Source organism: Candidatus Symbiopectobacterium sp., from assembly GCF_020054415.1.
In the GTDB taxonomy this organism is placed as follows: domain Bacteria; phylum Pseudomonadota; class Gammaproteobacteria; order Enterobacterales; family Enterobacteriaceae; genus Symbiopectobacterium.
Genome location: NZ_JAHWCO010000693.1, coordinates 1 through 14,055 on the forward strand (window position 1 = coordinate 1; position 14,055 = coordinate 14,055).

Sequence of the window (14,055 nt, forward strand, 5' to 3'; positions counted from 1 at the left end):
AGATGTTTTGGCCGATTAAAAGAATACCGCCGTATTGCCACACGTTATGACAAAACGGCGAGGAATTATCTGTCGATGGTTAAACTGGGCTGCATCCGCCTCTTTTACAAGAAGTTATGCAATTAAGGGACACAGCCTAGAATCGGTCCCGAGATGGCCTGTCGGGTCAATCGTTTTCCCGTGCCCGGTTTCCGTAAATGACTTTTATTGATCTGCTGCTCTGCCTCACGTGCGAGGGTAGCCATGATTTTTTGTCGAGCCGAATGTGCATGCGCTGGTTTTGCCGCGCGAGCATGTTGCCCCGTACCCGGGGTTTGAGACGCGGTTGCGGCATGTTTTGACTGATTAAACATAGCCACCGCGCGCACATTGATACACTGCGTGAAGGGGTTGATAAACTGTACTAACGCGTTATTTTTTGGCTGCGGTATCACCCCGTTTGTGGCAGGTTTGCCGCTCGGCACGCTGGCGATTTGTGCTCTGTTGCCAAGCCCGTTCAAGGCGTTTAACCCAGAGTGCTTTTGTGATGTTATCGGTGCCGCTTGTTGAGTTTTTGGCTCCTGGTTTGTCAATATGATGGTGGAAGATTTTTTGGTTATTGGCACTAACATAGAGAACCTCATGAATTCTGGATGCTGTATGCGTGCCAGCATAAAGTAGCGGTTAATTTCGACTATAAAAAAGGCGACTTACAGATTGAATCGTCATAAGGAGAGGGTAAGAGCGAGGTAACGCTATGGGAAACATGCGGGATGTGCTTTGAACGTGCAGAAACAAAAAAAAACCGGCCAGAGCCGGTTTTTTCTCACAACGAGGAAGACAAATGTCTACGCAAGCAATGATTACAGTGCGTTGATCTGAGCAGCCAGGTTGGATTTATGACGAGATGCTTTGTTCTTGTGGATCAGACCTTTGCTAGCCTGACGATCCACAATCGGTTGCATGTCGTTAAACGCTTTTTGTGCAGCTTCTTTATCGCCAGTAGCGATCGCGGCGTATACTTTCTTGATGAAAGTACGCATCATGGAACGACGGCTAGCGTTGTGCTTGCGACGCTTCTCAGACTGTACGGCGCGTTTCTTAGCTGATTTGATATTAGCCAAGGTCCAACTCCCAAATATATTCTATCGAGGACAATTCAAAGGACGAGGAATGTGCCCGTTTAGCCTTCGTTTGTCAATGGATTTGTGCAAATAAGCGCCGTTTGTACGCCGACGCTTGTTACGTTGTGATGGCGTAGGATTTTAACAGCTTCGCGCTCGGGAATACAGCGTTTCCCGACAGAAATTCGCGTTTACCTGACGAACTTTTGATAAGAAAGATGAATTTTTGCTCATACGAAGCAACGCCGTAGGGGCAATGCATGGCAAGAACGGTAGGCACTACCGAGCAATTGCGTGACAAAAGGCGTGAATCGCGCCTTAACCTTAACCGCTGTACAAGGTATAATCCGCCGATTTCCATATCGTTAACCAAACTGTTCCTGAGTCGCCATGCAGCTAATCCGCGGTATACACAATCTCCGGGCACGCCATTATGGTTGTGTGCTCACCATCGGCAATTTTGACGGTGTACACCGTGGGCATCAAATGCTGCTTGAGCGACTAAAGCAGGAGGGGCTGGCGCGTGGTTTGCCGGTGATGGTGATGACTTTCGATCCACAGCCGCTCGAATTGTTTGCTGCCGATCAGGCGCCTGCGCGGCTTACCCGGCTGCGGGACAAGGTGAACTATCTGGCGCGCGCAGGCGTTAACGCACTATTGTGCGTTAAGTTTGATGCAGCGTTCGCCGCACACGATGCGCAAGACTTTGTGCGCCACCTTCTGGTGGAAAAACTGGGTGTGAAATTTCTCGTTGTGGGGGATGACTTCCGCTTCGGGGCTGGTCGTAGCGGTGATTTCCTGTTATTACAGGAGGCGGGGCAGGCCCATGGTTTCGACGTTATCAGCACGGCGACGTTCTGCAATGGCGGTAGGCGCGTAAGCAGTACCGCAGTACGTGATGCCTTGCTGCATGACGATCTGCCACTGGCGCAAGAATTGTTGGGTCACCCTTACACGATTTCCGGGCGCGTGGTGCATGGTAAAGCGCTGGGCAGAACGTTGGGTTTTCCGACCGCGAATCTGCCGATGAAACGCCAGGTATCCCCGGTTAGTGGGGTGTATGCCGTTGAAGTCTACGGCCTTGGCCCTACGCCGTTTCCCGGCGTCGCCAATATCGGCACCCGGCCAACGGTAGACGGCGATAAACGCCAGCAGTTGGAAGTGCACCTGCTGGATGTAGCCATGGATCTGTACGGGCGTCATATAGACGTGGCGCTGTGTAAGAAAATACGAAATGAGCAGCGGTTTGCGTCGCTAGAGGCATTGACGCAGCAAATCGCCGAGGATGTGGTGACGGCCCGGACGTTTTTCGGGTTAGCAGCACCGGTGTAATATTCATACCCCAAGGTATGGCCGAAACTAAATCGAGAATCTAATGAGTGACTACAAAACTACCCTGAATTTGCCGGAAACAGGGTTCCCGATGCGTGGCGATCTGGCCAAGCGTGAACCTGACATGCTGAAACGTTGGTATGAACAGGATTTGTACGGAATTATTCGTCAGGCGAAAAAGGGCAAGAAAACCTTCATTCTGCATGACGGCCCTCCGTATGCGAATGGCAACATTCACATAGGTCACTCAGTTAACAAGATTCTGAAAGATATTATTGTCAAATCCAAAGGACTGGCCGGTTATGACTCGCCGTACGTACCGGGATGGGACTGCCACGGTCTGCCTATTGAACTGAAAGTCGAGCAACTGATTGGCAAGCCGGGCGAGAAGGTGAGCGCGGCAGAATTTCGTCAGGCATGCCGCAAATATGCGGCGGAGCAGGTTGAAGGGCAGAAGAAAGACTTTATCCGCCTCGGCGTGCTGGGCGATTGGGATCGCCCGTATCTGACCATGGATTTCAATACCGAGGCGAATATCATCCGCGCTCTCTGCAAGATCATCGACAACGGGCACCTGCACAAAGGGGCTAAACCGGTGCACTGGTGTGCCGATTGCGGTTCTGCATTGGCAGAAGCTGAGGTGGAGTATTACGATAAAACCTCTCCGTCTATTGATGTGGCTTTTACTGCTGTTGATGCGGCAGCTGTTGCGGAGAAATTCGGTGTCACCGCTGTTGCAGGCACGATTGCACTGGTTATCTGGACCACTACCCCGTGGACGCTGCCCGCGAACCGCGCGATCGCCGTGAATGCCGAGTTTGCTTATCAACTGGTGCAAATCGAAGGCAACGCGCTGATTCTGGCCGACGATCTGGTGGAAAGCGTGATGGCGCGCCTGGGCGTAACAAGCTGGACCGCGCTGGGCGACTGCAAGGGTTCCGATCTTGAACTGTTGCGTTTCAATCACCCGTTCCTGAATTTCGATGTGCCTGCGATTCTGGGCAACCACGTCACGCTGGATGCCGGTACCGGTGCGGTGCATACCGCGGGCGGCCACGGCCCGGATGACTATGTCATCAGCCAGAAATACCAGCTCGAAATCGCCAATCCGGTGGGTCCGAACGGCTGTTACCTGCCGGGTACGCACCCGAATCTGGACGGCAAGTTCGTCTTCAAAGCCAATGACCTCATCGTTGACATGCTGCGTGAAAGTGGCGCGTTGCTGCATGTGGAAAAACTGCAACACAGCTATCCGTGCTGCTGGCGTCACAAGTCGCCAATCATCTTCCGTGCTACGCAGCAGTGGTTTGTCAGCATGGATCAAAAAGGGCTGCGTCAGCAGTCGCTGTCTGAAATCAAAGGCGTGCAGTGGATCCCGGATTGGGGTCAGGCGCGCATCGAGTCCATGGTTGCCAACCGCCCAGACTGGTGTATCTCGCGCCAGCGTACCTGGGGCGTGCCGATGTCTCTGTTTGTTCATAAAGAGACCGAAGCGTTGCACCCTCGCACGCCGGAGCTGATCGAAGCGGTGGCTAAACGAGTTGAGCAGGACGGCATTCAGGCATGGTGTGATCTCGATCCGGCCGATTTGTTGGGGGCTGATGCTGCCAATTATGTCAAAGTGCCGGACACGCTGGATGTGTGGTTCGATTCCGGATCGACCCACGCCTCAGTGGTGGATGTGCGCCCGGAATTTGCAGGACATGCAGCCGATATGTATCTGGAAGGCTCTGACCAGCATCGCGGCTGGTTCATGTCCTCGCTGATGATCTCTACGGCGATCAAGGGTAAAGCCCCGTATCGTCAGGTGCTGACTCACGGCTTCACCGTCGATGGTCAGGGCCGCAAAATGTCCAAATCCATCGGCAATACCATTGCGCCGAAGGACGTGATGGACAAGCTGGGCGCGGATATTCTGCGTCTGTGGATCGGCTCCACCGACTATTCCGGCGAGATCGCGGTGTCCGATGAAATCCTCAAACGTTCTGCCGATGCTTATCGCCGCATCCGTAACACCGCACGTTTCCTGCTGGCAAACCTGAACGGGTTCGATCCGGCCTTGCACAGTGTGAAGCCGGAAGAGATGGTGGTGCTGGATCGTTGGGCGGTAGGCTGCGCGCAAGCCGCACAGCAAGAGATCGTTGAAGCGTACGAAAGCTACGATTTCCACCGTGTGGTGCAACGCCTGATGCAGTTCTGCTCCATCGAAATGGGCTCGTTCTATCTGGACATCATCAAGGATCGCCAATACACCGCCAAGCATGACAGCGTGGCGCGCCGCAGTTGCCAGACCGCGCTGTTCCATATTGCGGAAGCGCTGGTTCGCTGGATGGCACCGATCATGTCCTTCACCGCCGATGAAGTCTGGAGCTACCTGCCGGGTAAACGCGCACAGTACGTGTTTACCGAAGAGTGGTATGACGGCCTGTTCGGGCTGGCGGAAGAGGAAACCCTGAATGATGCGTTCTGGGCCGACATGCTGAAAGTGCGGGCCGAAGTGAACAAGGTGATTGAGCAAGCGCGTAACGACAAGCGTATTGGTGGTTCGTTGGAAGCGGCGGTAACGCTGTATGCTGATGCTGAGCTGTCCGAGAAGCTGGGGCGTCTGCAACAGGAGTTGCATTTTGCACTGCTGACCTCCAGGGCGCGGGTTGAACGCTATGAAGATGCTCCGGCGGATGCGCAGGCGAGTGAACTCTCTGGCCTGAAAATTGCCTTGAGCAAAGCGGATGGGCACAAGTGCCCGCGTTGCTGGCACTATGAGTCCGATATCGGTGTGGATGCTGCACACCCAGAGGTATGCGGACGCTGTGCCACGAATGTGGGCGGTAATGGCGAAGAGCGTAAATTTGTCTGATGAATAAATCGATCTGTTCAAGCGGGTTGCGCTGGCTGTTGCTGGTGCTGGTAGTGTTGGCGGTGGATCTTGGCGTCAAATACTGGGTGCTGGCGAATTTCGAACTGGGTGAAACTTGGGCGCTGTTCCCCTCGTTAAACCTGCACTATGCCCGTAACTACGGTGCGGCGTTTAGCTTCCTGGCAGATAAAGGCGGCTGGCAGCGCTGGTTCTTTGCCGGTATCGCCATCATGATCGTGGTGGCGCTGTTGGTGATGATGTACCGTAACAGCGCCGATCAGAAGCTGAGCAATATCGCCTATGCGCTGATTATCGGCGGTGCGCTGGGGAACCTGTTCGACAGAACCTGGCACGGCTTTGTGGTCGATTACATTGACTTCTACGTCGGTGACTGGCACTTCGCAACGTTCAATCTGGCGGACACTGCTATCTGTATCGGTGCTGGTCTGGTAGTGCTGGAAGGCTTTCTGGCACCTCACGACGCCTCGGCGAAGCCGAAGGGGCAGGCATGACGCAAAGCGTACAGAATACCAGCGCCGTACTGCTGCATTTTGTTCTGACGCTGGAAGATGGCAGCGTTGTGGAATCGACCCGCGAACGGGGTAAACTCGCGCTGTTTCGCTTGGGGGATGAGAGCCTGTCTCCGGCACTGGAACAGCAACTCCTCGGCTTGCGTCGGGGAGATAAACACCGTTTCACGTTGCCGCCGGAATCGGCCTTCGGGCCGTCCAATCCGGATTTGATTCAGTTCTTTCTGCGCCGCGATTTTGCCGAGACCAGCGTACCGGACGTGGGCACCATCATGCTGTTCAGCGGCGTGGCGGGAAATGATATACCCGGCGTGATTCGTGAAGTGGCGGAAGAATCGGTTACGGTCGATTTCAATCATCCGCTGGCGGGTCATCACGTAAGCTTTGATGTTGAGGTGATGGATATCGATCCTGTCGCGCAGGAGGTTGAGCGTGCAAATCTTACTGGCTAATCCGCGTGGTTTCTGCGCGGGCGTCGATCGCGCAATCAGCATTGTCGAGCGTGCGCTGGAAATTTATGGCACGCCGATTTATGTGCGCCATGAAGTCGTGCATAACCGCTACGTGGTGGATGGCTTGCGCGATCGCGGTGCGATCTTTATTGAAGAGATTGGCGAAGTACCTGATGGCGCAATCCTGATTTTTTCTGCACACGGCGTGTCTCAGGCTGTACGGGCGGAAGCAAAGAATCGCGATCTGACCGTCTTTGATGCCACTTGCCCGTTGGTGACCAAGGTCCATATGGAGGTGGCGCGCGCCAGCCGTAAAGGGGTAGAAGCTATCCTGATCGGCCATACTGGGCACCCTGAAGTAGAAGGCACCATGGGGCAGTACAGCAACGACGATGGCGGCATGTATCTGGTGGAGTCACCGGAAGATGTGTGGAATTTGCAGGTTAAAGATGAGGGTAACCTCTGCTTTATGACGCAAACCACGCTGTCGGTGGATGACACCTCCGCGGTAATCGATGCACTGCGTGAGCGTTTCCCACAAATTATCGGCCCACGTAAAGACGATATCTGCTACGCCACCACGAACCGTCAGGAAGCGGTGCGTTATCTGGCGGAGCGCGCAAACGTGGTGCTGGTGGTGGGGTCGAAAAATTCTTCCAACTCCAATCGCTTGGCAGAACTGGCTCAGCGTGCCGGCATTCCCGCTTACCTTATCGATTCTGCGAACGATATTCAGGAGCGCTGGCTCACGGATGTGGCGTGTATCGGTGTAACGGCGGGTGCGTCTGCACCGGACATTCTGGTTCAGCAGGTGATTGAACGCCTTAAATCCTTCGGGGGTAAAGTCGCGCTCGAGCTGGAAGGCCGTGAAGAGAACATTGTCTTTGAAGTACCAAAAGAGCTGCGCGTGGAAGTAAAGCAGATCGACTGATACTGGCATGAGGTAGAGTAAAAAATAGCAGGGTGTTATCCCTGCTATTTTTTATCTGAATTATCCCCCTTTTTCGAATGCATAAAAACTGCATGATTATGCGTTACATATTTGGGGATATTTATCTGTCAGCGTGTAGTGAATGCCTTCTGACGGATAGCTTTTACTGATTATTCCCCCTTTTTGTCAGAAATTTCTAATCCTGCGTGAAATCCGCTGGCAGCCATCGCGTTGGCCCGCTAACCTGAGAACGTTTTTACGGCGCAAGTGAAAAAGAGAGATGACGATGAAGGATGCAATACGTGTAGCGATTGCCGGTGCCGGTGGTCGAATGGGGCGTCAACTGCTCCAGGCTGTTTCGCAGATGGAGGGTGCTGTACTCGGTGCTGCGCTAGAGTGTGAGGGCTCATCGTTGGTTGGCGTTGATGCCGGAGAACTGGCCGAACTGGGCACGCTGGGCGTTATTGTGCAGGATTCGCTGGATGCGGTACGTGATGATTTTGATGTCTTCATCGATTTCACGCGCCCGGAAGGCACATTGGCGCATCTGGCATTCTGCCGCCAGCATGGTAAGAGCATGATTATCGGTACCACTGGTTTTGATGATGCAGGCAAAGCGGCTATCAGTGCGGCTGCACAAGAGATTGGCATTGTGTTTGCCGCCAACTTTAGTGTGGGTGTCAACGTAATGCTGAAATTGCTGGAGAAAGCGGCCACCGTGATGGGCGATTACACGGATATCGAGATCCTGGAAGCGCACCACCGCCATAAAGTGGACGCCCCGTCGGGGACGGCGTTAGCCATGGGAGAAGCCATTGCAGGAGCGTTAGGTCGCGACCTGAAAACCTGCGCGGTCTATGCGCGTGAGGGCCACACCGGTGAACGTGTGCCAAACAGTATAGGTTTTGCCAGCTTGCGTGCCGGAGATATCGTCGGTGAGCACACTGCAATGTTTGCGGATGTTGGTGAGCGCATTGAGATTAGCCATAAGGCTTCCAGCCGTATGACCTTCGCTAATGGTGCTATTCGTGCGGCAATTTGGTTGAAGGGTAATAAATCAGGTCTTTTCGATATGAGTGATGTGCTTTCTCTCAATAATATTTGATTTTGTATTTTGTTTAACTTATTGAATTTAATTACTTATTTTGCATACTTTTTAAGTATATGTATTTTGTTATTTTATTATGTCGTGGTCGATGTAAGTTTTTATTTTCTTTCCTTTATAAAGATTGTGTTGGCGTTTTTTTAACCACCTATTGCCCTGTCAGGCATCTACTGGTCAAATATTTCCTTCTGACTAATAATGTCACCAGGCAACCTTTTACTTTGCCTTTTTGATGGCTGCTTTTGTGGCTGTGGTAAGTCGGTGACGCCGTAAGCCATAAAAAATGAAGAAAAATAGCGGTTAGAGTGGACAATTTGAACGACCATCATTAAAATGCGCGCAATTTGCCAAAAGTTTACCGAAAAGGTAATTTTTGCATTGATTTGGAGTGGCTAATCTGAATTAATATGCGGATAAAATGATTGTTTATTCATTGGAGGGTGTTTTGATTAAGTCAGCGCTATTGGTTCTGGAAGACGGAACCCAATTCCACGGTCGTGCCATCGGGGCAGAGGGAACGGCAGTGGGGGAAGTGGTCTTCAATACGTCGATGACCGGTTATCAAGAAATCCTCGCTGATCCTTCCTATTCCCGCCAGATTGTCACTCTCACTTATCCCCATATTGGTAATGTCGGCACTAACGCCAGCGACGAAGAGTCCCCCTCTGTTCATGCTCAAGGCCTAGTTATCCGCGATCTGCCCCTGATTGCCAGCAACTACCGTAATGAAGAGAGCCTCTCAGATTATCTGAAACGCAATAACATCGTTGCCATCGCCGATATCGATACGCGTAAGCTGACTCGCTTGCTGCGTGAGAAAGGGACGCAGAATGGCTGCATTATTGCCGGGGATGCGCCGGATGCGGCACTGGCATTGGAAAAAGCCAAAGCGTTCCCTGGCCTGAAAGGCATGGATTTGGCAAAAGAAGTGACGACGCAGGAACGTTATGGCTGGACGCAAGGTAGCTGGACGTTGACCGGCGACCTGCCTGCTGCTAAAGCGGAAAGTGAGTTGCCGTACCACGTAGTGGCTTACGACTACGGAGTGAAGCGCAGCATTCTGCGTATGATGGTCGATCGTGGCTGCCGTTTGACGGTTGTGCCTGCCCAGACCTCTGCTGAAGAAGTGCTCAAACTGAATCCGGACGGGATTTTCCTCTCCAACGGCCCTGGCGACCCGGAGCCGTGTGACTACGCCATCAAGGCGATCAAAGCCTTCCTGGAGAGCGATATTCCGGTATTTGGCATTTGCCTGGGTCACCAACTGCTGGCGCTGGCAAGCGGTGCTAAAACGGTCAAAATGAAATTTGGTCACCACGGTGGTAACCACCCGGTGAAAGATCTGGATGCCGACTGTGTGATGATCACCGCGCAGAACCACGGTTTCGCGGTGGATGAAAACTCACTGCCAGCAACGCTGCGCCCGACGCATAAATCTCTGTTTGACGGCTCCCTGCAAGGGATTCATCGCACGGATAAAGCGGCATTCAGTTTCCAGGGACACCCGGAAGCAAGCCCTGGTCCGCACGACGCGGCCCCTTTGTTCGATCACTTTATCGAACTGATTCACTCTTATCGTGCCAATGGTAAATAATCGGGAGCAGAAAAATGGCAAAACGTACTGATATTAAAAGCATCCTGATCCTTGGTGCCGGCCCGATCGTTATCGGTCAGGCCTGTGAATTCGATTACTCTGGTGCGCAGGCGTGTAAAGCGTTACGTGAAGAGGGTTATCGCGTCATTCTGGTGAACTCCAACCCGGCGACCATCATGACCGACCCAGAAATGGCCGATGCGACGTACATCGAGCCGATCCACTGGGAAGTGGTGCGTAAAATCATCGAAAAAGAGCGTCCTGATGCGGTGCTGCCGACTATGGGCGGGCAGACAGCGCTGAACTGTGCGCTCGAGCTTGAGCGGCAGGGCGTGCTGGCGGAGTTTGGCGTCACCATGATCGGTGCGACCGCCGATGCTATTGATAAAGCGGAAGATCGCCGCCGCTTCGATATCGCCATGAAGAAAATTGGCCTGGAAACCGCGCGTTCCGGCATCGCGCATACAATGGAAGAAGCATTGGCCGTGGCTGCCGATGTGGGCTATCCCTGCATTATCCGTCCCTCCTTTACCATGGGCGGCAGCGGTGGCGGTATCGCTTATAACCGTGAAGAGTTTGAAGAAATTTGCGCGCGCGGTCTGGATCTGTCACCGACCAAAGAGCTGCTGATTGATGAATCCCTCATCGGTTGGAAAGAGTATGAAATGGAAGTGGTGCGCGATAAAAAAGACAACTGCATCATTGTCTGTTCCATTGAAAACCTGGATGCCATGGGTATCCACACCGGTGACTCCATTACCGTTGCGCCAGCGCAAACCCTGACGGACAAGGAATACCAAATCATGCGTAACGCCTCCAGGGCGGTACTGCGTGAAATCGGGGTTGAAACCGGCGGTTCCAACGTGCAGTTTGCGGTTAACCCGAAAACCGGTCGCCTGATCATTATCGAAATGAACCCGCGTGTATCGCGCTCCTCCGCGCTGGCTTCCAAAGCGACGGGTTTCCCGATTGCCAAGATTGCCGCCAAGCTGGCCGTGGGCTATACGCTGGATGAGCTGATGAATGATATCACCGGTGGTCGTACCCCGGCATCGTTCGAGCCCTCCATTGACTATGTTGTTACCAAGATCCCGCGCTTTAACTTCGAAAAATTTGCTGGTGCCAACGATCGCCTGACCACCCAAATGAAATCGGTCGGTGAAGTGATGGCGATTGGCCGTACCCAGCAAGAGTCGCTGCAAAAAGCGCTGTGTGGTCTGGAAGTCGGAGCAACGGGCTTCGATCCGAAAGTGGATCTGGACGATCCGGAAGCGCTGACCAAAATTCGCCGCGAACTGAAAGACGCGGGCGCTGAGCGTATCTGGTATCTGGCAGATGCTTTCCGTGCTGGCATGTCTGTGGATGGCGTGTTTAACCTGACCAACATCGATCGCTGGTTCCTGGTGCAGATTGAAGAGCTGGTGCGTCTCGAAGAGCAGGTTGCTGGGAAGGGCGCAACGGCACTGACGGCCGATTTCCTGCGCACCCTGAAACGTAAAGGCTTTGCCGATGCGCGTCTTGCGAAGCTGGCCGGTGTGTCTGAAAACGAAATTCGCAAACTGCGCGACAAATATGATCTGCACCCGGTCTACAAACGTGTCGATACCTGTGCGGCAGAGTTCGCTACCGATACCGCATATATGTACTCCACTTACGATGAAGAGTTCGAAGCTAATCCGAATCAGGATCGCGACAAGATCGTGGTGTTGGGTGGCGGGCCGAACCGTATCGGACAGGGCATCGAGTTTGACTACTGCTGTGTGCATGCGGCGCTGGCGCTGCGTGAAGACGGTTATGAAACCATCATGGTCAACTGTAACCCGGAAACGGTTTCAACCGATTATGACACCTCTGATCGTCTCTACTTCGAGCCCGTCACGTTGGAAGACGTGCTGGAAATTGTCCGTATCGAGAAACCGAAAGGCGTTATCGTGCAGTATGGTGGCCAAACGCCGCTGAAACTGTCGCGTGCGCTGGAAGCTGCGGGTGTGCAGGTTATTGGCACCAGCCCGGATGCTATTGACCGTGCAGAAGATCGTGAGCGTTTCCAACAGGTGGTGAATCGTCTGGGCCTGAAACAGCCGGAAAATGCCACCGTCACCTCCATCGAGCAAGCGGTGGAAAAAGCGCGCGGCATCGGTTATCCGCTGGTGGTTCGTCCCTCCTACGTGCTGGGCGGCCGTGCGATGGAAATCGTTTACGACGAAGTCGATTTGCGCCGTTACTTCCAGAGCGCGGTCAGCGTGTCCAACGATGCGCCGGTGCTGCTGGACCGTTTCATCGATGATGCCATTGAAGTGGACGTGGACGCTATCTGTGACGGCGAGCGCGTGCTGATTGGCGGCATAATGGAACACATCGAACAAGCGGGCGTGCACTCCGGTGACTCTGCCTGTTCATTGCCGGCTTATACGCTGAGCAAAGAAATTCAGGATGTGATGCGCCAGCAGGTAGAAAAACTGGCGTTCGAACTGAGCGTGCGTGGGTTGATGAACGTGCAGTTCGCTGTGAAGAACAACGAAGTCTACCTGATTGAAGTGAACCCACGTGCAGCGCGCACCGTTCCATTTGTCTCCAAGGCGACCGGTGTACCGTTGGCGAAAGTGGCCGCGCGCGTGATGGTAGGCAAGACGCTGACGGAGCAGGGTGTCACCAAAGAAGTTATCCCACCGTATTACTCTGTGAAGGAAGTGGTGCTGCCGTTCAACAAGTTCCCCGGCGTTGACCCGATTTTAGGGCCAGAAATGCGCTCTACCGGCGAAGTAATGGGTGTGGGTCGCACCTTTTCCGAAGCGTTCGCCAAGGCGATGCTGGGCAGCAACTCACCGATGAAGAAATCAGGACGTGCCTTGCTCTCGGTTCGTGAAGGCGATAAAGCACGGGTTGTGGATTTGGCGGCCAAGCTGTTAAAACACGGCTTTGAGTTGGACGCGACTCACGGCACCGCCATTGAGCTAGGTGAAGCGGGTATTAATCCGCGTCTGGTGAACAAGGTGCATGAAGGGCGTCCGCACATTCAGGACCGTATCAAGAACGGCGAGTACACGTATATCGTCAACACGACCGCAGGGCGTCAGGCGATTGAAGATTCCAAACTGATTCGCCGCAGCGCGTTGCAATACAAGGTGCACTACGATACGACCATGAACGGCGGCTTCGCCACGGCGATGGCGCTCAATGCGGATCCGACCGAGAAGGTGACCTCGGTGCAGGAAATGCATGCGCAAATTAAAGGTTAACCTACGCTAACCAAGAAAAAGCCAGCGCGAATGCGCTGGTTTTTTTATGGGTAAATATAATAGGATTGTTCAAATCTATAATGTGTTTGAGGCTTTGTTGAATAATAGGGAATAATGCTGTTATGACACGCCTGTTTTGGATTAAAATGCTGATCGCTCAGGGATGCATCACCACGCTCTGGATTTAACATACTGATTTTACGTCAAGGGAATCCGCAGCCTTTATGGCTACGCAGCATAATATCTATTTATTCAACAAAGCCTAATGCAGGTAGCTTCCCCGAAGATACCATCAAAGTCGGTAATGCGGTGTGGCTGGAATTTGCGGGCAACACGCCGCCGGATGGCAAGGAGTGCACCGTGTGAGAAGCGGGTCTGCCTGTGTGGGTAGATATTCCTCCTTCCACACATCAACAGCGTATGGATGAGGCGGAAAGGAAAAAAGCCTCGTTGATACAAAAAGCCTCCGCCGCCATCGCACCGCTACAGGATGCGGTAGACCTCGATATGGCCACTGAGGCAGAAAAGGCGCAGCTTATCGCGTGGAAAAAATACCGCGTGCTGCTTAACCGTATCGACGTTAGCACAGCGCCCGATATTGAGTGGACAGAAGCGCAATAAGCTGAAAAAACGGGGAATTAGCGTCCTTCGTCGAACAGGGTTGCCAGCTCGTCGTCGGACAGGCCGGTGTACGCTTTTACAGCGTCGCGCGGAATTTGACGGGTGAGCATTTGCCTTGCAATTTTCAGCGATGCTCTATGCTCGCCTTCTTGGCGACCTTCCTGGCGACCTTTCTGCTCACCAAGTTGTATACCTTTCTGGATGCCCCTTTGCTCACCTTCTTGCCGTAGCTGTTCTGCAATCGTCATGACATCCTCCTGATAATCTTGTGTCTGTACCGCGATGGTGTGC

12 protein-coding genes and 2 pseudogenes are annotated in these 14,055 nt (G+C 53.3%); 10 read left to right on the plus strand and 4 right to left on the minus strand.

What is annotated here, in order from left to right; genetic code table 11:
- Positions 1-126, plus strand: a pseudogene (locus QZ506_RS19960) (IS5/IS1182 family transposase); the annotation flags it as partial.
- Here QZ506_RS19960 and QZ506_RS19965 read toward each other — a convergent pair.
- Both QZ506_RS19965 and rpsT read right to left on the minus strand, forming a co-directional pair.
- Positions 123-611 (minus strand): hypothetical protein, encoded by a 489-nt coding sequence (locus QZ506_RS19965; RefSeq protein WP_291973397.1) that lies wholly within the window; start codon positions 609-611, stop codon positions 123-125. The pseudogene QZ506_RS19960 and the gene QZ506_RS19965 overlap by 4 nt on opposite strands.
- 231 nt (positions 612-842) lie before the next feature.
- A complete protein-coding gene (rpsT, locus tag QZ506_RS19970) occupies positions 843-1,103 on the minus strand; it encodes a 30S ribosomal protein S20 (protein ID WP_222158249.1) in 261 nt (86 codons plus the stop codon).
- A 390-nt stretch (positions 1,104-1,493) separates the two neighbouring features.
- On the opposite strand from rpsT, the gene ribF reads away from it, so the two are divergent.
- The 8 genes from ribF (at position 1,494) to carB (ending at position 13,143) form a co-directional block, all read left to right on the plus strand.
- Positions 1,494-2,435, plus strand: a complete 942-nt coding sequence (gene ribF, locus QZ506_RS19975; protein ID WP_291973399.1) for a bifunctional riboflavin kinase/FAD synthetase — start codon at positions 1,494-1,496, stop codon at positions 2,433-2,435.
- 43 nt (positions 2,436-2,478) lie between these two features.
- A complete protein-coding gene (gene ileS, locus QZ506_RS19980) occupies positions 2,479-5,292 on the plus strand; it encodes an isoleucine--tRNA ligase (RefSeq protein ID WP_291973401.1) in 2,814 nt (937 codons plus the stop codon).
- On the plus strand, positions 5,292-5,804 hold the full coding sequence (gene lspA / locus QZ506_RS19985; RefSeq protein ID WP_291973403.1) for a signal peptidase II: 513 nt from the start codon (positions 5,292-5,294) through the stop codon (positions 5,802-5,804). Before ileS ends, lspA begins: the two co-directional genes overlap by 1 nt.
- Positions 5,801-6,274, plus strand: a complete 474-nt coding sequence (fkpB, locus tag QZ506_RS19990) for an FKBP-type peptidyl-prolyl cis-trans isomerase (protein ID WP_291973406.1) — start codon at positions 5,801-5,803, stop codon at positions 6,272-6,274. The genes lspA and fkpB overlap by 4 nt, the downstream gene beginning before the upstream one ends.
- Complete coding sequence (ispH, locus tag QZ506_RS19995) at positions 6,255-7,205, plus strand: 4-hydroxy-3-methylbut-2-enyl diphosphate reductase (RefSeq protein ID WP_291973408.1); 951 nt, start codon at positions 6,255-6,257, stop codon at positions 7,203-7,205. Before fkpB ends, ispH begins: the two co-directional genes overlap by 20 nt.
- A gap of 286 nt (positions 7,206-7,491) precedes the next feature.
- Positions 7,492-8,310: a 4-hydroxy-tetrahydrodipicolinate reductase gene (gene dapB / locus QZ506_RS20000; protein WP_291973410.1), complete on the plus strand. Its 819-nt coding sequence runs from the start codon at positions 7,492-7,494 to the stop codon at positions 8,308-8,310.
- A gap of 445 nt (positions 8,311-8,755) precedes the next feature.
- On the plus strand, positions 8,756-9,904 hold the full coding sequence (carA, locus tag QZ506_RS20005; RefSeq protein ID WP_291973412.1) for a glutamine-hydrolyzing carbamoyl-phosphate synthase small subunit: 1,149 nt from the start codon (positions 8,756-8,758) through the stop codon (positions 9,902-9,904).
- A 14-nt stretch (positions 9,905-9,918) separates the two neighbouring features.
- Positions 9,919-13,143: a carbamoyl-phosphate synthase large subunit gene (gene carB / locus QZ506_RS20010; protein WP_291973414.1), complete on the plus strand. Its 3,225-nt coding sequence runs from the start codon at positions 9,919-9,921 to the stop codon at positions 13,141-13,143.
- 44 nt (positions 13,144-13,187) lie between these two features.
- Here carB and QZ506_RS20015 read toward each other — a convergent pair whose 3' ends face one another.
- Entirely contained in the window at positions 13,188-13,334 is a 147-nt protein-coding gene (locus tag QZ506_RS20015; RefSeq protein ID WP_291973416.1) for a hypothetical protein, read from the minus strand.
- Between the two features lie 190 nt (positions 13,335-13,524).
- Here QZ506_RS20015 and QZ506_RS20020 point away from each other — a divergent pair, with 190 nt between their 5' ends.
- Entirely contained in the window at positions 13,525-13,764 is a 240-nt protein-coding gene (locus tag QZ506_RS20020; protein WP_291973418.1) for a tail fiber assembly protein, read from the plus strand.
- Between the two features lie 17 nt (positions 13,765-13,781).
- Here QZ506_RS20020 and QZ506_RS20025 read toward each other — a convergent pair.
- Positions 13,782-14,055 (minus strand): annotated as a pseudogene (locus tag QZ506_RS20025) (ISNCY family transposase); the annotation flags it as partial.